Source organism: Xanthobacter sp. DMC12, from assembly GCF_056314105.1.
In genome coordinates, this window is record NZ_JBQUYZ010000001.1 from 993,439 (window position 1) to 1,012,364 (window position 18,926).

Annotated in this window: 19 protein-coding genes; 4 read left to right on the forward strand and 15 right to left on the reverse strand. The window is 68.3% G+C overall.

Features of this window, described 5'->3' with window-relative positions; all coding sequences use genetic code 11:
* Positions 1 to 28: 28 nt before the first annotated feature.
* The 9 genes from ACT535_RS04585 to coxB form a co-directional block, all read right to left on the reverse strand.
* Entirely contained in the window at positions 29 to 883 is an 855-nt protein-coding gene (locus ACT535_RS04585; RefSeq protein WP_168458160.1) for a MipA/OmpV family protein, read from the reverse strand.
* Between the two features lie 190 nt (positions 884 to 1,073).
* Complete coding sequence (locus ACT535_RS04590; RefSeq protein WP_476363502.1) at positions 1,074 to 1,823, reverse strand: SURF1 family protein; 750 nt, start codon at positions 1,821 to 1,823, stop codon at positions 1,074 to 1,076.
* Between the two features lie 8 nt (positions 1,824 to 1,831).
* Complete coding sequence (locus ACT535_RS04595) at positions 1,832 to 2,218, reverse strand: DUF983 domain-containing protein (protein ID WP_476363503.1); 387 nt, start codon at positions 2,216 to 2,218, stop codon at positions 1,832 to 1,834.
* Positions 2,219 to 2,305: 87 nt separating this feature from the next.
* Positions 2,306 to 3,133 carry a cytochrome c oxidase subunit 3 gene (locus tag ACT535_RS04600; protein ID WP_168458162.1) on the reverse strand — a complete coding sequence of 276 codons (828 nt, stop codon included), beginning with the start codon at positions 3,131 to 3,133 and terminating at the stop codon, positions 2,306 to 2,308.
* Positions 3,134 to 3,267: 134 nt separating this feature from the next.
* Complete coding sequence (locus ACT535_RS04605) at positions 3,268 to 3,879, reverse strand: cytochrome c oxidase assembly protein (RefSeq protein WP_168458163.1); 612 nt, start codon at positions 3,877 to 3,879, stop codon at positions 3,268 to 3,270.
* Between the two features lie 85 nt (positions 3,880 to 3,964).
* Positions 3,965 to 4,153 (reverse strand): hypothetical protein, encoded by a 189-nt coding sequence (locus ACT535_RS04610; RefSeq protein WP_168458164.1) that lies wholly within the window; start codon positions 4,151 to 4,153, stop codon positions 3,965 to 3,967.
* The gene (locus ACT535_RS04615; protein WP_476322610.1) at positions 4,150 to 5,142 is read right to left on the reverse strand and encodes a heme o synthase; all 993 of its coding nucleotides are present in this window, start codon (positions 5,140 to 5,142) and stop codon (positions 4,150 to 4,152) included. Before ACT535_RS04615 ends, ACT535_RS04610 begins: the two co-directional genes overlap by 4 nt.
* 113 nt (positions 5,143 to 5,255) lie before the next feature.
* Positions 5,256 to 6,881, reverse strand: a complete 1,626-nt coding sequence (gene ctaD / locus ACT535_RS04620; protein WP_168458166.1) for a cytochrome c oxidase subunit I — start codon at positions 6,879 to 6,881, stop codon at positions 5,256 to 5,258.
* 122 nt (positions 6,882 to 7,003) lie between these two features.
* Positions 7,004 to 7,885, reverse strand: a complete 882-nt coding sequence (coxB, locus tag ACT535_RS04625; protein WP_476326332.1) for a cytochrome c oxidase subunit II — start codon at positions 7,883 to 7,885, stop codon at positions 7,004 to 7,006.
* A gap of 530 nt (positions 7,886 to 8,415) precedes the next feature.
* Between coxB and ACT535_RS04630 the strand changes: the two genes are divergently transcribed.
* The 3 genes from ACT535_RS04630 to ACT535_RS04640 all read left to right on the forward strand — a co-directional run bounded on the left by ACT535_RS04630 (position 8,416) and on the right by ACT535_RS04640 (position 12,636).
* Complete coding sequence (locus tag ACT535_RS04630) at positions 8,416 to 8,997, forward strand: invasion associated locus B family protein (protein ID WP_476363504.1); 582 nt, start codon at positions 8,416 to 8,418, stop codon at positions 8,995 to 8,997.
* A gap of 198 nt (positions 8,998 to 9,195) precedes the next feature.
* The gene (locus ACT535_RS04635) at positions 9,196 to 11,037 is read left to right on the forward strand and encodes a monovalent cation:proton antiporter-2 (CPA2) family protein (protein WP_168458169.1); all 1,842 of its coding nucleotides are present in this window, start codon (positions 9,196 to 9,198) and stop codon (positions 11,035 to 11,037) included.
* Between the two features lie 549 nt (positions 11,038 to 11,586).
* Complete coding sequence (locus ACT535_RS04640) at positions 11,587 to 12,636, forward strand: DUF937 domain-containing protein (RefSeq protein WP_168458170.1); 1,050 nt, start codon at positions 11,587 to 11,589, stop codon at positions 12,634 to 12,636.
* A 181-nt stretch (positions 12,637 to 12,817) separates the two neighbouring features.
* Here the strand turns inward: ACT535_RS04640 and ACT535_RS04645 are convergent, their stop codons facing one another.
* Positions 12,818 to 13,147, reverse strand: a complete 330-nt coding sequence (locus ACT535_RS04645; RefSeq protein WP_168458171.1) for a DUF1127 domain-containing protein — start codon at positions 13,145 to 13,147, stop codon at positions 12,818 to 12,820.
* A 283-nt stretch (positions 13,148 to 13,430) separates the two neighbouring features.
* On the opposite strand from ACT535_RS04645, the gene ACT535_RS04650 reads away from it, so the two are divergent.
* Positions 13,431 to 14,312, forward strand: a complete 882-nt coding sequence (locus ACT535_RS04650; RefSeq protein ID WP_168458172.1) for a LysR substrate-binding domain-containing protein — start codon at positions 13,431 to 13,433, stop codon at positions 14,310 to 14,312.
* Positions 14,313 to 14,326: 14 nt separating this feature from the next.
* Here ACT535_RS04650 and ACT535_RS04655 read toward each other — a convergent pair whose 3' ends face one another.
* From ACT535_RS04655 to ACT535_RS04675, 5 genes are all read right to left on the reverse strand, one after another.
* Positions 14,327 to 15,043 carry a GntR family transcriptional regulator gene (locus ACT535_RS04655; RefSeq protein WP_476322629.1) on the reverse strand — a complete coding sequence of 239 codons (717 nt, stop codon included), beginning with the start codon at positions 15,041 to 15,043 and terminating at the stop codon, positions 14,327 to 14,329.
* A 64-nt stretch (positions 15,044 to 15,107) separates the two neighbouring features.
* A complete protein-coding gene (gene hpxZ, locus ACT535_RS04660; protein ID WP_168458173.1) occupies positions 15,108 to 15,497 on the reverse strand; it encodes an oxalurate catabolism protein HpxZ in 390 nt (129 codons plus the stop codon).
* An 11-nt stretch (positions 15,498 to 15,508) separates the two neighbouring features.
* A complete protein-coding gene (locus ACT535_RS04665; RefSeq protein WP_476363505.1) occupies positions 15,509 to 16,942 on the reverse strand; it encodes an AtzE family amidohydrolase in 1,434 nt (477 codons plus the stop codon).
* A gap of 7 nt (positions 16,943 to 16,949) precedes the next feature.
* Positions 16,950 to 17,159 (reverse strand): AtzG-like protein, encoded by a 210-nt coding sequence (locus ACT535_RS04670; RefSeq protein ID WP_476363506.1) that lies wholly within the window; start codon positions 17,157 to 17,159, stop codon positions 16,950 to 16,952.
* A gap of 8 nt (positions 17,160 to 17,167) precedes the next feature.
* Positions 17,168 to 18,919 (reverse strand): dipeptide ABC transporter ATP-binding protein, encoded by a 1,752-nt coding sequence (locus ACT535_RS04675; protein WP_476363507.1) that lies wholly within the window; start codon positions 18,917 to 18,919, stop codon positions 17,168 to 17,170.
* Positions 18,920 to 18,926 lie beyond the last annotated feature (7 nt).

Genomic DNA, 18,926 nt, shown 5'->3' on the forward strand with positions numbered 1-18,926 from the left:
ACCCTCAAACCTCTCACCACCAAATCTCTCACCACCAGGACTTGCCGATGTTGAAGGTGTAGCTGAGGGAGACGCCGGCGGTGAACTGGTTGGCGTCGGTGGTGAGGGGCGAGGACGCCGCATCGCCCAGCAAGCGGCCATAACCGCCGAACACGCCGGTCTCGAAGCCATTGCGGAAATTGTAGGTGAGCTGCGCCATGGCGCCCACCATGTCGAAGCCGGCAGAGGCGTTGTAGACCGGCAGCGGATTGCCATAGGCGTTGGCCACCACCGACTGCAGCGGCGTCACGCCGAAATAGGTGCTCATGTAGCCCGAGCCGCCATAGGTGAGGCGGGGGCCGACGGCGAAGCGCCACTGGCCGTAGGGCAGGATCACGTCGGCCCCGAGCAGGCCGCGGATGCCCTCGAAGCCGCCGACGCCGTAGCGCAGTTCCGCGCGGGTGCGGAACCAGTCCGTCAGGTACCACTCGGCGAAGGCGCCAGCTTCCACTGCCGGATCAATATTGCCGAGGCCGGTCAGACGCAGGGAATCGCCGGCATCGCGGCCCCAGTCGATGCGGCCGACGGCGCCGACGCGGAAATTGCCCGTGTCGAAGATGGCGAAGGACGGATTGTCGTCCACGCTGCGGAAGACGTTGAGCTGGCTCGCCTTGCGGATGGAGAAGATGAGGCCGGGCCGCGCCGAGTAGTTGTCCGCGCCGGGATAGCTCGGGTCCGCCGAGAGGGACGCGCCGATGGTGAGGTACCAGTCCTCGTTGGCCGAGGGCGGGACCGGGTTGGCCGGCGGCGGCGAGAACATGTCGGCCGCATGCGCGACGCCGCACGCTCCCCCCGCGAAAGCCGTGGCGAGGAGGAGGGAACGCAGCTTGCGGAACACGACCATTGGGGAAACCTCTGACAGAACCTGCGGCCATCCTGCCGCGGCGCCGCTTTATGAATTGCCAACACCGCGACGCCTGTGCACGGCAAAAAAGCCGGCAAAACCGCTGGCGCAGGGTGAGGGTTAACCAAGTGCCGGGTCAAGGCCGCCGCGACGATCCCGGCCCCGCGTTGCAGATCGGCAACGCCTCCCGTCAGGACGCGCGCCGGCGCCGGCTGATGAAAACGGCGATGGCGACGCCCACCAGCGACGCCGCGAGGCCGTACCAGGTGAGCGCATATTCAAGATGCCGATTGGGGAACGCGATGCGGGTGCCGCCGCCGATGGGCAGGCCGCCTGGCACCGGCGTCGCATCCGCATCGATGAGGAAGGGTGCCGCGCCGGATATGCCGCGGGCCGCGGCGATGTCGGCCGGCTCCATGCGGTAGAAGCTGCCGTGGGCCGGATCGTTGGCCGGCACGAACCAGCTCGCCTCCTCGGGGAAGCGCAGCAGGCCGACCACCTCCACCTCGCCCGTGACCTGGCCTTCCGCCCGCGTCGCGGGATCGCGCCGGTCAGCCGGGACGAAGCCGCGGTTGATGAGGATGGGCGGGCCATCGGCGCGAATCAGCGGCGTCACCACCAGGAACCCCTGCCCCTTCACCGGGCCGGCCGCATCCTCGCCGCGCACGGTGTAGACGAAGGCTTCCTTCGCGTGGTCGAAGGTGCCGCGCACCTTCACCCGGCGATATTCATCCGCCTCGCGGGTAAGCGACGGCCAGCGATCGGGGGACGGCACCGCCTCGGGCGCGGCGTGGACGCGGGCCTCCACGCGGGCGAGCAGCGCCTCCTTCCAGGCGAGCCGGTTGAGCTGCCACGTGCCGAGGCCGATGAGCACGGCGAAGGCGGCACCGGCGAGGACGAGCAGGAGAAGGCCCCGCCCGCGCGGCGCAGGGGAAGGCATGGTTCCGGTCACTGGCCGCGATGATCCAGCCGGCCCTCGGAGGCCTTGTTGCGATACTGCAGCGCCACCATGATCGCCTTCAGCGGCCGCAACAGGCCGAGGGTCACCACGAGGATGGCGGGGATCCACAACAGCGCATGCACCCACATGGGCGGCTCGAACTTCGCCTCCACCCAGAAGGCGAGGGCCACCACGATGAAGCCGGCGAACAGGATGACGAACACCGCCGGCCCGTCGCCCGCATCGGCGAAGTCATAGTCGAGGCCGCAGGAGGTGCAGGAGGGCGCGAGGTCCAGGAAGCCCTTGAACAGCGGGCCACGGCCGCAGCGCGGGCAGCGGCAGGAGAGGCCCGCCGCGAAGGGCGAGACGGGAGCGTGATAGGGATCAAGCGACACGGGGCACCTCCGGTGCCGAAATGAGAAGGCCGGCGCGTGGGTGCGCCGGCCTGCGTGTTGTCTCTGGCGCGGTCGAGCCCGCGCGGATCAGGCGTGCCCGCCCTGCGCCCACACATAGACGAAGGTGAACAGGAACAGCCAGACCACGTCCACGAAGTGCCAGTACCAGGCGGCCGCCTCGAAGCCGAAGTGCTTCTCGGGGGTGAAGTCGCCCATGTAGGTGCGCATGAGGCACACGGCGAGGAAGATGGTGCCGACGATCACATGGAAGCCGTGGAAGCCGGTCGCCATGAAGAAGGTCGCACCATAGATGTTGCCGGCGAAGTGGAAGTGCGCGTGGACGTACTCGTACGCCTGGCACATGGAGAACAGAACGCCGAGCACCACCGTGCACCACAGGCCCCACTTGAGGCCCTGGCGGTCGCCATGCACCAGCGCGTGGTGCGCCCAGGTCACGGTCGTGCCCGAGGTGAGCAGGATCAGCGTGTTGAGCAGCGGCAGGTGCCAGGGATCGAGGCTCTCGATGCCCTTCGGCGGCCAAACGCCGCCGGTGAAGTCCATGCGCATGAAATTGATGGCTTCGCCGGAGAACAGCGACGCATCGAAGAAGGCCCAGAACCAGGCGACGAAGAACATCACCTCGGAGGCGATGAACAGGATCATGCCGTAGCGCAGGCCGAGCACCACCACGCGGGTATGGAAGCCGGCGCGGCTCTCGCGGATCACGTCCCGCCACCAGCCGAACATGGTGTAGAGCACGCCGAGGAAGCCGACGATCATGATGAGCGAGGTGCCGCCGTGCATCCACACCACGGCGCCCGAGGTGAGGATCAGCGCCGCCACCGAGCCGATGATCGGCCACGGGCTCGGGTCGACGACGTGGTAATCGTGCTGCTTGACGTGTACGTCGGCCATGGCGAACCGGCCTCCCCTTTTCCCTGTCTCGTCGAGCCCGCCCGGCTTCACGCCGGGGGACCCTTTGCGTTCTGGACGGCGGCGCCGCCCGAATGTCATGCCCCGGTCGGGGCGGTGATCGTTCCGCGCGCCGCCTAGAGCGGCTTGCGCACCCCGTCGGCGTCGGCGCGCACCTGCGGCCTGTCCGCCTTCGCCGGGAAGAAGGTGTAGGACAGGGTGATGTCCTTCAGTGTCTTCAGGTCCGGATCGTCGGCGATGGCCGGGTCCACGTAGAACACCACCGGCATGTCCATCTTCTCGCGGCCGGCCAGCGTCTGCTCCTCGAAGCAGAAGCACTGCAGCTTCACGAAATAGGCGCCGGCCTGGGGTGGGGACACGTTGTAGGTGGCGTTGGCGCGGGTGTCGTCGCCGGAGCGGTTCTGCGCGGTGTAGTGCGCGAGGCTGGTGGCGCCGATCTTCACCGTCATCTCGCGCTGCACCGGCGCGAAGGCCCACGGCAGGCCGGGCGAGACGTTGGCGTCGAACCGGATGGTGATCTCGCGCTCGAGAGGAGCTGCAGTGGGCGTGGCACCGACGCGAGTAGCGCCGCCGAAGCCGGTGAGCGAGCAGAACATGGCGTAGAGCGGCACGGAGGCGTAGGTGACACCCACCATGGCGGCGATGAAACCGACGCACGCGGCCGCCACCACCCAGTGTCGGGCGGCGCGGGGGGCGCTCTCGGCCATCGTCTCGTTCGCCTCGTCCATTCCTCGTCCTCGCGTCCGGAAGCCCCCCGGACCCTTTTGCCTGTTACCCTCGCCTGTTACCCTTGCCCTTCCGCCTCACCCAGCCCTAGAGCGGGCGATTGAGCACGTTGGGGCCGAGCTTCACGATGGTCACCACGTAGAACAGCAGCGCCAGGAACCCCAGCACGGAAGCGATGGCGATGCTGCGCGCCCGCCGCCGCTTCAACTGCTCCGGTGTGAGCACGACGCCCTCCTCCTGCGGAGGACGCGGCTTCTGCTTCTTCTCACCGCTCATCGCAGCAGGCCACCAATGACCGCCTCGCCGAGCAGCGTCGCGAACAATGCAAACAGATACACGATGGAAAATCCGAACAGGCCCTTGGCCGCCTTGACCGCCGCCTCGCCCTCACGGACGCGGAAGACGCGCACGGCAAGGACGATCATCCAGGCTCCGGCAAGCACCGAGACCGCGCCATAGGCGAGTCCGGCATAGCCGAGGAAGGCGGGGCTCGCGGCCAGCGGCACGAGGAACAGGGTGTAGAGGAGAATCTGGAGGCGGGTCTCGTCCGGCCCCGCCGTCACCGGCAGCATGGGCACGCCGGCGCGGGCGTAGTCGTCGGCCCGGTACAGCGCCAGCGCCCAGAAGTGGGGCGGCGTCCAGAAGAAGATGATGGCGAACAGCAGCACCGGCTCCAGCGACACCGTGCCGGAGGCGGCCGCCCAGGCGACCAGGGGCGGGAAGGCGCCGGCGGCGCCGCCGATGACGATGTTCTGCGAGGTCGAGCGCTTCAGCCACATGGTGTAGATCACCACGTAGAAGAAGATCGTGAAGGCGAGCAGCGCCCCGGCGAGCGCATTGACCAGGAGGCCGAGCACCACCACCGAGAAGGCGGAGAGGGTGAGGCCGAAGGCCAGCGCCTCCTGCCCGGTCACGCGGCCGGACGGCACCGGACGACCGCGGGTGCGGGTCATCACGGCATCGATGTCCGCATCCCACCACATGTTGAGCGCGCCGGACGCGCCCGCGCCCACGGCGATGCATAGGAGCGCGGTGAAGGCGATAACCGGATGCACGTCGCCCGGCGCGCGGACGAGGCCGACCAGCGCGGTGAAGATCACCAGCGACATCACGCGCGGCTTCAGAAGCTCGAAATAGTCGCGCGGCGCGGCCAGGCCCTCGCCGGCAGCGGCGACGCCGGCCGATGCAGCCCCGCCCGCCACAACGCCGCCCGACGCCATGGCGTACGGGTCGGGTCCGGTCAGGCTGGCACGCTCATCACTCATTTCGCTACTCCGGCAACCTTGGACGCACGTTCGAGACTTCGTTTCGGAAGAGACGGCCGGGTGGGCCGAAAGGGAGCCGCGGTTTCCCGCGGCTCCGGAGCTGCGTCACGGCCTCACTTGATGCGGGGCAGGACCTCGAACTGGTGGTAGGGCGGCGGGGAGGACAGGGTCCATTCCAGCGTGGTCGCGCCCTCGCCCCACGGATTGTCCGCCGCCTTTTCCTTGCGCAGGAAGGCGAGGGTCGTGCCGGTGAGGAAGATCAGCACCGCGATGCCCGAGATGTAGGAACCGACCGAGGAGACGAAGTTCCAGTGGGCGAACGCGTCCGGATAGTCCGCATAGCGGCGGGGCATGCCGGCGAGGCCGAGGAAGTGCTGCGGGAAGAACACCAGGTTCACGCCGATGAAGGTGACCCAGAAGTGCAGCTTGCCCCAGAACTCGGGGATCATGTAGCCGAACATCTTCGGGAACCAGTAGTACCAGCCCGCGAAGATGGCGAACACGGCGCCGAGCGAGAGCACGTAGTGGAAGTGCGCCACCACGTAGTAGGTGTCGTGCAGCGAGCGGTCGATGCCGGCGTTGGAGAGCACCACGCCGGTGACGCCGCCCACGGTGAACAGGAAGATGAAGCCGATCGCCCACAGCATGGGCGTGCGGAACTGGATGGAGCCGCCCCACATGGTGGCGATCCAGGAGAAGATCTTCACGCCCGTCGGCACCGCGATGATCATGGTCGCGGCCACGAAGTAGGACTGGGTCGAGGAGGACAGGCCCACCGTGTACATGTGGTGCGCCCACACCACGAAGCCCACCACGCCGATGGCGACCATCGCGTAGGCCATGCCGAGATAACCGAACACGGGCTTGCGCGAGAAGGTGGAGATGATGTGGGAGATCAGCCCGAAGCCGGGCAGGATCAGGATGTACACCTCGGGGTGGCCGAAGAACCAGAACAGGTGCTGGAACAGGATCGGGTCACCGCCGCCGGCCGGGTCGAAGAAGGTGGTGCCGAAGTTGCGGTCCGTCAGCAGCATGGTGATGGCGCCGGCCAGAACGGGCAGCGACAGCAGCAGCAGGAAGCCGGTGATGAGCTGCGACCAGGCGAACAGCGGCATCTTGTGCAGCGTCATGCCTGGGGCGCGCATGTTGAAGATGGTGGTGATGAGGTTGATCGCGCCGAGCAGCGAGGACGCGCCCGCGATGTGCAGCGAGAAGATCAGCAGGTCCATGGCCGGGCCGGGGTGGCCGAGCTTGGACGAGAGCGGGGGATAGATGGTCCAGCCGCCGCCGAAGCCGTTGGTGCCCGGCGCGCCTTCCACGAACAGCGAGGACAGCGCGAGGATGAAGGCGGGCGGCAGCAGCCAGAAGGCGATGTTGTTGATGCGCGGGAAAGCCGTGTCCGGCGCGCCGATCATCAGCGGGGCGAAGTAGTTGCCGTAGCCGCCGATGAGCGCGGGCATCACCATGAAGAAGATCATGATGAGGCCGTGGCCGGTGGTGAAGACGTTGAAGGTCTGCGGATCCTTGAAGATCTGGAGACCCGGCTCCTGCAGCTCCATGCGGATGGCGATGGAGAGGGCGCCGCCCACGATCCCCGCCACGATGGCGAAGATCAGGTACATCACGCCGATGTCCTTGTGGTTGGTCGAGAAGACCCAGCGCTTCCAGCCCGTGGGGATGTGGGAATCGTGGGTGTCGTGATCGTCGTGATGGCTGTGGGTGACTGCCTCGGTGGCCATTCCCGCTTTCCTCGTGTTCCCGGCGCCGCCCCGTCCCGCCGCGCCGCATCTATTCTGGGAACCGCACGGCCGTCCGCCGCGCGGGGAAACCTCAAGGGCCCGCCGGGGCGGGCCCGGAACCGTCAGCGCGCGGTCGCGACACCCTCGGAGGTGCCGGCATCGGCGAACTTGCCCTCGGCATCCTTGGCGGAGGCGAACTTGGCCTTCGCCTGGGCAACCCAGGCGTTGAAGTCGGCCTCGCTCACGGCGCGCACGGCGATGGGCATGAAGGCATGGTCGCGGCCGCACAGCTCGGAGCACTGGCCGTAATAGACGCCCTCGCGGGTGATCTTGAACCAGCTCTCGTTCAGGCGGCCCGGCATGGCGTCGATCTTCACGCCGAAGGAGGGCACCGCGAAGGAGTGGATCACGTCCGCCGCCGTCACCTGGATGCGGATGTTCTTGTTGATCGGCACCACCACCTCGTTGTCCACCGCGAGGAGGCGGGGCTGGCCGGGCTTCAGGTCCTTCTCGGCGACGAGGTAGGAGTCGAAGCCGAAGCCGCCGTTATCCGGATATTCGTAGGACCAGTACCACTGGTGGCCCGTCACCTTCACGGTGAGGTCGGGCTTGGGGATGTTCAGCTCGAGGTGCAGCAGCCGGAACGAGGGGATGGCGATGGCCACCAGGATCAGCACCGGCACCACCGTCCAGGCCACCTCGATCATGGTGTTGTGGCTGGTCTTGGAGGGCACCGGATTGGCGCGCTCGTTGAACCGCACCACCACGATCACCAGCAGCACCAGCACGAACAGCACGATGGCGGTGATGATGGTGATGAGCAGCACGTTGAAGCTGTGGATGTTCTCCATCACCGGGGTGACGGCATCCTGCAGGTTGATCTGCCACGGGGCCGGCTGGCCCATCTGGGCGTGGGCCGCCGCGCTCGCGAGCATCGCCGCGGCGAAGGCGCCGGCGGCGAGGGCAGCATCGCGCAGACGGGCCGCGGTGCGAATGAGCGACATCATCTTCTACCCATCTCCCTGGCCGGCGGAGACCCGCCGGAAAATTCCCCACCGCCGGCGCGCCGATGAAGCGCGACACGCAGCCTATTCGAGTGCGAAACCCGCGTTTTGCAGCCGCGCGGACTGCGTTGTTTTTGGGCAGGCACTCTCCCTAAGATTCATCAAACACAATTGGGGGCGCCTTGCAATCGCCCGGGGTTTGCCCAATTGGACAAAACGTCCAAGGCCGTCCCGGCTGGCGGCGGCGGGCGCGCCGGCCGTTTTAGTAACCAATTGTTCTAACTCCATTTTAGCCCGCGCTACACACCCCCTTGAACGAGTCGCACGGGGTTCCAAACGGGGCGCAAGAGACAAAATACCGCGCACCCCGTCCGTGGTTTACGCAAGGATGCCCGGCCGGATTGCCGGCGGGGGAAAGTGTGTCCTGCCCCATTGTTGACGCGATGCCTTGGGCATTAAGGCATTGGTTCACGAAATCAGATAAGGCAGGATCGTCCGGCCTCCCCCGCCGGACCCTGCCGGAGCTTGCGATGGTCCTGTCGTTCCGACCTTTTCCCGCCATTGAGACCGATCGCGCCGAAACGCCCGGCACCGCGACCCGCCGCGCCGGGGGGCGCGCTCTGGCGCTGTTTGTCGGCGCGTTCGTGGCCGCGCTGTTCTCGGCGGCGGCCCCGGCGGCGGCGCAGGGCGTGGTGAAGTCGGTGTTCGGCGAGTGGCAGATTCGCTGCGATACCCCGCCCGGCGCGCAGAGCGAGCAGTGCGTGCTGCTCCAGTCGGTGCAGGCGGAGGACCGGCCCAACGTCGGCCTCACCGTGATCGTGTTGAAGACCTCGGACCAGAAGAGCCGCCTCCTGCGCGTGCTGGCGCCGCTGGGCGTGCTGCTGCCCGCCGGCCTCGGCCTCAAGATCGACGACCAGGACATCGGCCGCGCCGGCTTCGTGCGCTGCCTGCCCAATGGCTGCGTCGCCGAGGTGGTGATGGACGAAACCCTCGTCGGTCGCCTCAAGACCGGCAAGCTCGCCACCTTCATCATCTTCCAGACCCCCGAGGAAGGCATCGGCGTCCCGCTCAGCCTCAACGGATTCGGCCCGGGATTTGATGCCCTCAAGTAAGGGCGTGGACGGTCGTCACGCTCGCGCGGACGGCCACCCCCGCGCCGCGTCCACGGCATGGTTTCGACACGCTCGCCGGTCATGAGCGATGAGCAGGGGCCGCCGGGGATGGGTGGCGCCGAAGTTGCTTGAATGCAGCCCTTGCGGAAGGCGTTCTGATCCGTCAGGGATCGGGACGGTCGGGGGAGGACGTCGCGCATGCCAGTCGATGAACACGCCTTGTTCGGTGGGGCGCTGGCCTTCATGTGCGCCGCCGTCATCGCGGTCCTCGTCGCCAAGCGCATCGGCTTCTCGCCCATCGTCGGCTACCTTCTGGTCGGCATCGCCATCGGCCCCATCGGCCTCAACGTCGCCGATCCCTCGGTGGTGCATACGGTCGCCGAGCTGGGCGTGGTCATGCTCCTGTTCCTCGTCGGGCTGGAGCTGAAGCCGTCCCACCTCCTTTCCATGGGCCACTACATCTTCGGGCTGGGCACGGCGCAGCTGGTGCTCACGTCGCTGGCCTTCGCGCTGCTCGCCTATTTCGGCCTTGGATTCGGCGTCGCGGCGGCAGTGGTCTCCGGCCTCGCGCTCTCGGTGTCGGGCACGGCCATCGCGCTCCAGCTCGTGGGCGAGCGCGGCGACCTCGGCAGCCCCTACGGGCAGCGCACCTTCTCCATCCTGCTGTTCCAGGACATCGCGGTGGTGCCCCTGCTGGCGCTGGTGCCGCTGCTCGCCCCCGGCAGCGAGAGCGAGATCCACGATCCCAAGGCGACTCTGATGCAGGCGGCCATGGCCGTGGGCGCCATCGCCGTCATCGTCGTCGCCGGCCGCTACCTGCTCAATCCCCTGTTCCGGGTGCTGGCCCGCTCCGGCGCGCGCGAGGCGATGACGGCGGCGGCGCTCATGGTGGTGCTCGGCGCCGCAGGCCTCATGGAGATGGCCGGCATGTCGGCGGCCATGGGCGCGTTCCTCGCCGGCCTCCTGCTTTCGGAAAGCACCTTTCGCCACGAACTCGAAGCCAATGTGGATGCCTTCCGCGGCCTGCTGCTCGCCATCTTCTTCATGAGCATCGGCATGACGCTGAACATCGACGTGATCCTCCACCACATCCCGCGCCTGGTGGTGGGCGCGCTGGCGGTGGCGGTCATCAAGTCGGTGGTGGTCTATCTCGTGTTCCGGGCCGACAACATCGCGCCCGGCGATTCCCTGCGCGCCTCGGTGGCGCTGATGGCGGCCGGCGAATTCGCCTTCGTGCTGTTCCCCCTCGGCCTCGCCAACGGCATCCTGCGCACGGAGCAGGCCGACCTGCTCATCGCCCTTGCCGCACTCACCATGGTGCTTGGCCCGCTGCTGTTCGCCGGCGTGTCGCGCTTCCTGCCGCGCTTTGCCCCGCCGGCGCCGGAGCCGCCCGCAGACGACTTCACCGACGCCGACGGCTCGGTGCTGGTCATCGGCTTCGGCCGGTTCGGGCAGATCGTCTCCCAGTGCCTTCTGGCGCAGGATGTCAGCGTCACGATCATCGACAAGGACGTGGAGATGATCCAGAGCGCCGGCCGGTTCGGCGTGCACATCTACTATGGCGACGGCACGCGGCTCGACGTGCTGCGCGCGGCGGGCGCGGAGTCCATGGAGGTCATCTGCGTCTGCGTCGACAACAAGGACGACGCCAACCGCATCGTCGAGATCGTGCGCACCTCCATCCAGGGGCCGCGCCTGTTCGTGCGCAGCTTCGATCGCGTGCATTCCATGGAGCTGGTGCGCCTCGGCGTCGATTTCGAGCTGCGCGAGACCCTTGAGTCGGCCCTCTCCTTCGGCGCCCGCACGCTGGAAGCGCTGGGGGTGAGCGAGAGCGCCGCCGAAGCCCGCATCGCCGACGTGCGCGAGCGCGACCGGGCGCGGCTGGAACGGCAGATGCAGGACGGCCTGTTCGCCGGTGGCGATGCCTTCTCGCGGCCCAAGGTGGAGCCCGAGCCCCTCACCGAGCCCGAACGCCGCGCCCGCCCGCTCAACCCCGAGGCGCAGGACATCCTCAGCCACGAGACCGAATTCTCGGGGTGAGCGGGAGCACCGCTCTCGGGATTTTGGCCGCTGCGCGGAAGTCCCGCGCTGGACCCCGGATCAGCGCTCCGGCTGTGCCGTCGCTTGTCCGGTGAACCATTGGCCGTCGTCCTCCGACTTGATCGGAGGACCCATTTCGCCGTTTGCCCGCTGTCCGGACGCCCGCTCTACCGAGCGATGGGCCCTCCGGTCATGCCGGAGGGCGACGGCGGACAAATGAACCCTCGCGCCCCGGACGCATGCAGCGTTAGCGGAATGCGAGCCGGGGCCCAGCGCAAAAGACCGCCGAAGGCGCTTCCGCCCGCCGATCGCTCTCAGGCATTGCCCCGCTGCGCGGAACTTCCACGCTGGACATCGGATCGGCGCCCCGGCTGCGCCGTCGCCTGTCCGGTGAAGGGCACCGCCCTCCCCCTCAATTCTCCTGACACCACCGAACCATTTCGTGATTTCGGCAGGATGATGGCGTAAGCTCGCTGCCAAGATTTCGGGCAGATGCCCGTGCGGAACGCCTCCGCCCGTTGCGTGCCCGTGGTCCGACGGAGTTCGTGTATGGATCAGTTCGTGGAGATGCTGCGCGCCGCCCAGGGTGGGCAGGCGATGGACAATATCGGCCGGATGTATGGCCTTTCCGCGCAGCAGGCCCAGCAGGTCGCCGAGGCGGTGATGCCTGCCTTCGCCGAAGCCTTCAAGCAGGCCTCCCAGTCCCCCGAATCCCTCGCCGCGCTGATGACCCTGATGACCAGCGGCCCCTACGGCGCCTTCTATTCCCAGCCCGCCGCCCCGGCCGAACTGACCCGGGCCGGTTCCGAGGCGCTCGATACCGTCTTCGGCTCGTCCGAGGTCAGCCGCGCCGTGGCCGCGCACGTCGCCTCCTCCACCGGCCTCGGCATGGCCATGGTGAAGCAGGTGATGCCGACCTACGCCACCCTGGTGGTGGGCGGGCTCGCCAAGTCGCTCGCCGCCTCCGGCGCGCTGCAGCAGATGCTGGCCGCCATGCTGAGCCGGATGCCGGGCCAGACCGAGCAGAAGATCGCCCCGATCTCCTCGGGCAATCCCTGGATCGACGCCTTCCTCGCCTTCACCAGCACCGCCACCGAGCAGGGCGGGCGGCCCTACACCACCGGCAATCCCTGGGCCGATGCCTATGCCCAGATGATGTTCCAGCGCGCGGCGCCGGCCCCAGCGCCCCAGCGCAATCCGGCCAACGCATGGCAGGACGTGGTGAACGCCATGTCCAAGACCATGATGCAGGCCGGCGTCCCGCCCACGCGGGAAAAGCCGCCGGAGCCCCCGCCCGCGCCGCTGCTGCCGTTCCAGAACTTCTTCGCCCAGATGTTCGCGCAGGGCTTCCCGCCGCCCTTCCCCCCGCCGGCCCAGCCCGGCGCCCCGGAGGCGAGCCGGCAGGCCTATGCGGTTCCGGAGTTCTGGATGAACATCATGCGCTCGGCCGCGGCCTCCATGGCCGCCGCCACCCAGAGCATGAATGCGGCCGCGCAGAATGTGCAGGAAGCCGAGACCCTGCCGCCGGACCGCCCCCGCCTCGGCCGCCCCGATAACGGGTTCTCGGGCGACAAGTCGTCGGGCGGCGGCGGAAAGTAGGCCTTAGCAAAGAAAAAAATCGACCCGCGCCGGTTGCGGACGGCGCGGGTCGAGGCACGGCGGAGTCGAGGGGCGCTTCCGCCGGATCGTTGAACGTCTCGATACTTGAACTCATCAAGTCGCGGGATCGCGGAAACTGGTGCTCGCGCAGTCCCGGATCGTCAAAATCTCGGGCCTGCGGTCAGTCCGCCGGATAACCGCGCCAGCTGGCGAGCCGCGCCGCAGCGCGCCGCTCCTTGGCACGCAGCACCAGAAGCTGGGTCGGGTCCTCGAACAGCGGCGCAGCGACGGCATCGCGCACATCCGCCCGCGTCACCCCGATGTCGCGCAGCATATGGTCGTCGAGATGCGCGAGGTCGGCCATCATCTGACGGCGCTCGATGACGCGGCCGATGGTCTTCACCGAGTCCAGGCCCTTGGCCGCGACGCCGATGGCCGACAGGCACAAGGCGGCGACGAGTTCGCCCGCGGGGGCGAAGGGGGTCCTGCGGGTCTCACCATGGTACGTCATCTTCATCTCCGTTGCCTGGATGCGCTCCGCCGACCCTCCTTTCCGGGGCCGTGATGGTCTGAACACACCCGGCATGTGCTGAACGGGCCTGAAACTGGCCCTGACACCCCGGTGAAACCACCCGATTTCGCGCCGCATCCGATCGGCAGGACCTTTCTGGATGCTTCGCACAAATCACGCTAGCGAATGTTTTTCATCTCTCGTATCGTTTTGCGTGATGATTGCGGCGACGGGGCGGCCGGCCCATGCGGCTGGCGCAGGGCTGCCCCACAGGAGCGCGACGATGACGGCCATGCTTGACCCCGACCAGCTGAGAACCTTTGTGGCCATTGCCGAAACCGGCAGTTTCACCAAGGCGGCGGAGGTGGTCCACAAGACCCAGTCGGCGGTGTCCATGCAGATGAAGCGGCTCGAGGAGCGGGTCGGCCGCCCCGTCTTCGTCCGCGACGGCCGCGCCTCCCGCCTCACCGAAGACGGCGAGCGGCTCCTGGACTATGCCCGGCGCATCGTGAAGCTGAACATGGAAGCGGTTTCGAGCTTCGCCGACGCGGAGCTGTCCGGGCGGGTGTGCCTGGGGGTGCCGGACGATTACGCCGACCGCTATCTGCCTGATATCATGGCGCGATTTTCGCGCACCCATCCGTCCGTCGAGCTGACCGTTATCTGCGAGCCCACCGCCGAACTCGTGCAGTACATCGCCTCCGGCACCATCGATCTTGCCATCATCACCGCCACGGAAATCACCTCCCGCAACGCCCATGTGATCCGCCGGGAACGGCTGCTCTGGGTTTCCTCTGCCCGCCATGCGGCGCATCTGGAAACCCCGGTGCCGCTGGCTCTGGGGCGGCCCACCTGCCAGTGGCGCGATATCGCGGTATCGCGCCTGGCCGGGGCCGGGCGCAGCCACCGCATCCTCTACACCAGCCCCAATTGCGGCGCCGTGGTGGCGGCGGTCCTCTCCGGCCTCGCCGTCTCGGTGCTGCCGGAATCGGCGCTGCGGACGGGCATGCGCGTGCTCGGCGCCGCGGAAGGCTACCCGCCGCTACCCCCTTGCGATATCGGGCTTTTGCGCAATCGTCACGAGCCGTCACCGTTGGCGGATGCGCTAGCGCAGCACATCGTGCAGGGCCTCGACAACCTGACGGACGCGGACGCGGCGGAATAGATCCGCGATCGCCGTCACACCGTCTCGGCGTAGCGCTCGTAGGCGTCCTCGACCGTGAGGATGTGCGAACGCATGGCCTGCGCCGCCTCTTCCTTGTTTCCGCGCAGGATGGCCGTCACCACGCGATCATGCTCCTCGTACGAGCGGGCAAGGCGACCGAGGGTGCGGAACTGCGCGCGGCGGAAGGGCTGGAGCCGGGCGCGTGTGGCGAGGGTCAGCTCGGTCAGGTAATCGTTGTGGCTGCCGGCATAGAGCGTTGTGTGGAAACGCTCATTGAGCACCGTATAGCTGCCCTCATCACCCCGCCGAGTGAGATCGGCCAGCTCGGAATGGATGGATTCGAGCCCCGCCCGCTCGGCCGGTGTCATGTTCACCGCGCAGAGGCCGGCGCACAGGGCTTCCAATTCCGCCATCACATCGAACATGCCGCGCAGCCGCTCCAGCGAAGGCTGGGCCACCAGGGCGCTGCGATGAGGTCGCGCCTCCACCAGACCGGAGGCGGCAAGGTCGCGCAGGGCCTCGCGAACCGGGGTACGGGATACGCCGTAACGCTTTGCGATTTCGACCTCTTCCAGCGCGGTCCCGGGGGCGAGCCGGCCGCGAACGATGTCGTCGGCAATCTGCAGGCGCAGTTCCTCGGTGCGCGTCACCGGCCGGCCGACCGCACGGCGCTTGCGCACGCGCGGGGCCGGGGCGGCGGTCTTGAGGGTGGGCGGCGCAAAGAGTGTCATGACGCTGGATTTTACCGGGATTCCCGCACGCGGCGAAGTCCGTGAAAGGTCGTAGGAAGCCGGGTCAGGCCTGGGGCTCCTCGATCATGGAGACATGGGCGGCAACGACGCGCCAGCCGCCGGGAAACCGCACCCAGGTCTGCTGCTGGCGGCCGACCTTGCCCGGCGCGCTGTCGCGATGGAACAGGGTCGATGCCACGGCAAAGTCACGGCCGTAGGAGGTGATGACCGTCTGCGCGAGGTCGCGTGCGAGGCCTGCCGGCGAGCGGGCGCGGCGGAAGGCGCGGATGGCGTCCATGCCATAGAGGTTCTCGCCGCCGCCGTAGCGGATGGTGCGCGGATCGTCGTTGAACAACGCTTCCAGCGTCTCCACGTCGTTGCCGACGAGCGCGGCCTCATAAAGCGCGAACGCGGCTTCCACCTCGGCCTTCACCTCGGGAATGTCGATCTCCAAAAGGTCCTCCTTCAAAGGGCCGCGGCAGGAGCCGCGGCGACGCCCTGCCGCTCCAGCTCAGCGGCCACGCGCAACGCGATGTCTTCCCGCCACGGCGGGGCGATGACCTGGACGGCGACGGGCAGGTCCGGCTCATCGCCAACCGCCACCCGCACTGGTACGGCCACGACGGGCAGACCGATAAACGAAATAGGCTGGGTGAACAGGCCGAGATTCGGCCGCACCAGCATCTCTTCGCCGTCGAGCACGAAGGTCTTCTGCCCCAGCTTCGGCGCCCGGCAGGGCGTGGCAGGGGCGAGAAGCACGTCGTGGGCCTCGAACAGCTTCAGCATCTCACTCCGGAAGTGCCGGCGGAAACGCTGGGCAGCATCCACCCACGAGGCGGGAATGGCGAGGCCGGCGAGTAGCCGGTCGCGCACGGCGGGATCGAAATCGTCCGGCCGCACGGCGAGACGCCGCGCATGCAGGCTCGCGCCCTCGGCGGCCGTGATGATGTAGGCCGAGGCGCGGGCGCGCGCAGCATCGGGGATGTCCACCGTCTCGCCCACACCGAGCGCGGCGGCGACCTTATCCACGGCGGCGAATGCCTCCGGATGCGCCTTGGCGCGAAACCAGCCACCGGCGATGGCGATGCGCAGCCCGCCGATTCCCTGCCCCAGCAGCCCTCCAACCGGCTCGAAAGGCCGAGGCGTCTGGCCCGGATCGCGTTCGTCCTCGCCCTGCATGGCGTCATAGGAAAGCGCGAGATCGGCGACGGAGCGGGCGAGCGGGCCGAGATGATCCAGTGCTGTCACGAACGGGAAGCTCCCGCCCCGCCCGAGCCGGCCATAGGTGGGCTTCAGCCCGAACGTGCCGCACAGGGAAGACGGCACGCGGATGGAGCCGTTGGTGTCGGAGCCGAGCGCAATGGGCACCATGGCCGCCGCCACCGCCGCCCCGGTGCCGCCGGACGAGCCACCGGACATGCGGGTAAGGTCGTGCGGGTTGCGCGAGGCGCCGTCATGGACGTTCTCGCCGGTGAAGTCATAGGCGTATTCGCCCATGTTCAGCCCGCCGACGAGGATGGCACCAGCCGCCTCCAGCCGCACCACCAGAAAGGCATCCTGCGGGGACGGCGCACGCTCCCGGTTGATCTTCGAGCCGGCGCGGGTGGGCAGGCCGGCGATGTCGAACAGGTTCTTCACCGCGAACGGCACACCCGCGAGCGGCCCCAACGGTTTGCCCGCGGCACGGGCGGCGTCGATGCTGTCCGCATGGGCGCGGGCGCGCGCGGCGGTGACATCGGTGAAGGCGTTGATGGCGGGATCGAGGGTGCCGATGCGCGCCAGCGTCGCCTCGGTGACGGCGCGGGCCGTGACGGTGCCGGAAGCGACGGCGGCGGCGATCTCGGCGGCGGTCGCACCGGCAAGGCGGGTGGCGTCGGGAACGGGGACGGGCGCGTTCATGACCACCTCACGGACGATAGACGGGAGCCGGCTCCTCGGCATCGCCGAGGTCGAGGCTGCGGACCAGGGTCGCGGCATCGGCGATGCTGCGCAGATAGGCGAGCGCTTCCGCGCGCCATTCCGGGCGCGCGGTGACGCCGTGGGCGGAGAGCGCGCCGTCGAGAAGCTGCGCGAGGGCGGCCTCCTCGACCTTGGGCAGGGTGGTTTCGCTGGCCATGGCGTGCCTCAGACCGGGGGATGGGGAATGGCGGCGATGAGTTCGCGGGTATAGGCGTCCTTGGGCGCCTCCAGCACCTGCTGCGATGTCCCCTCCTCCACGATCCGCCCCTGCCGCATCACGATCACCCGGTCGCACAGAAGCCCGACCACGTGAAGGTCGTGGGAGACGAAGAGATAGCTCATGCCGAGCCGATGTTTCAGCTCTTCCAGCAGGTTCAGGACCACGGCCTGCACCGACACGTCCAGCGCCGCCGTCGGCTCATCGAGGATGACGAGATCGGGGTCGAGGGCGATGGCGCGGGCGATGCCGATGCGGGCCTTCTGGCCACCGGACAGCTGATGCGGGAACCGCTCCAGAAGATTCTGGGGCAGGCCGACCATCTCGGCCAGCTCCGCCACACGGGCATCGAGCTTCGCGCCGCCCGAATAGCCACCCATGCGCAGCAAGGGATCGGCGATGGCGCGGGAGGCGGTGTAGCGGGGATTGAGGCTCTCGGTCGGGTCCTGGAACACCATCTGGATGCGCTTGCGCATGGGATGGTGAGCGAAGTCCTTGGCCGGGATCGCGCCGATGTCTTCGCCCGCGAAGGTGATCTTTCCCGCCGTGGGATCGATGAGGCGCATCACCATGGTGGAGGTGGTGGACTTGCCGCAGCCGCTCTCGCCCACGAGGCCGACGCTCTCGCCGCGCTTCACCTCGAACGAGATGCCGTCCACGGCGCGGAAGATGGTTTCCTCCGACGTCAGGGTCTTGCCTTTGATCTTCGCGAGGAAGGCCGAGGGCGCGCCTTGGCGGGGATATTCCCGGACGAGGTTTTGGACGGTGAGAAGCGTTTCCCCCGTCCCCGTCGCGGGGGCGGGCATCGCAGCCGCAGCGGGTGCACCCTCGCCTTCCGGCAACAGGTCCTTGAGCGTGATGCCCGGGCGCGGCGTCGCACGCATGAGCTTGCGGGTGTAGGGGTGCTGGGGATCGCGGAAGATGCGCTCCGCGGGCGCGGTCTCCACCACCTTGCCCTTCTCCATCACCATCACCGTGTCGCAATAGGCGGCGGCGAGGCCGAGGTCGTGGGTGATGAGGATGGTGGACATGCCGCGCTCGCGCGTCAGCTCCGTCACGAGATCCATGACCGCCTTCTGGGTGGTCACGTCGAGGCCGGTGGTGGGCTCGTCCGCGATCATCAGCTGCGGCCGGCAGGCGAGCGCGAGCGCAATGACGATGCGCTGGCACATGCCGCCGGACAGCTCGAACGGATAGGCGTGGTAGCGGTCCTCGGGGCGCGCGATGCGCACCTGCTTGAGGATGTCGATGACCTTGTGCTTCACGTTGCGCGGGTCGGCCTGGACATGCTGGAGCAGCACGTCGCCGATCTGCGCGCCGACGGTGCGGATGGGGTTCAGCGCCGCCCGCGGGTTCTGGAAGATCATCGACATCTCGCGGCCGCGCAGGTCGCGCATCTCGCTCTCGGGCGCGTGGGCCACATCGATGCCGGAGAAGGTGATGGAGCCCTCCGCGATGCGGCCGGCCCGGTCGAGAATGCGCATCACCGTGTAGGAGGTCACGGACTTGCCCGAGCCCGACTCGCCCACGATGCCCAACGTCTCGCCCTTGCCGAGGGTCAGGTCCACCTTGCTCACCGCCGTGACGATGCCGCGGCGGGTGACGAACTCGACGGTGAGGTCGCGCACCTGAAGCAGCGGGCCGCTCGGCGTTTCGGAGGACTTGGCGGCGTGTTCCTTCACGTCCACAACTCCATGCATGGCGGCC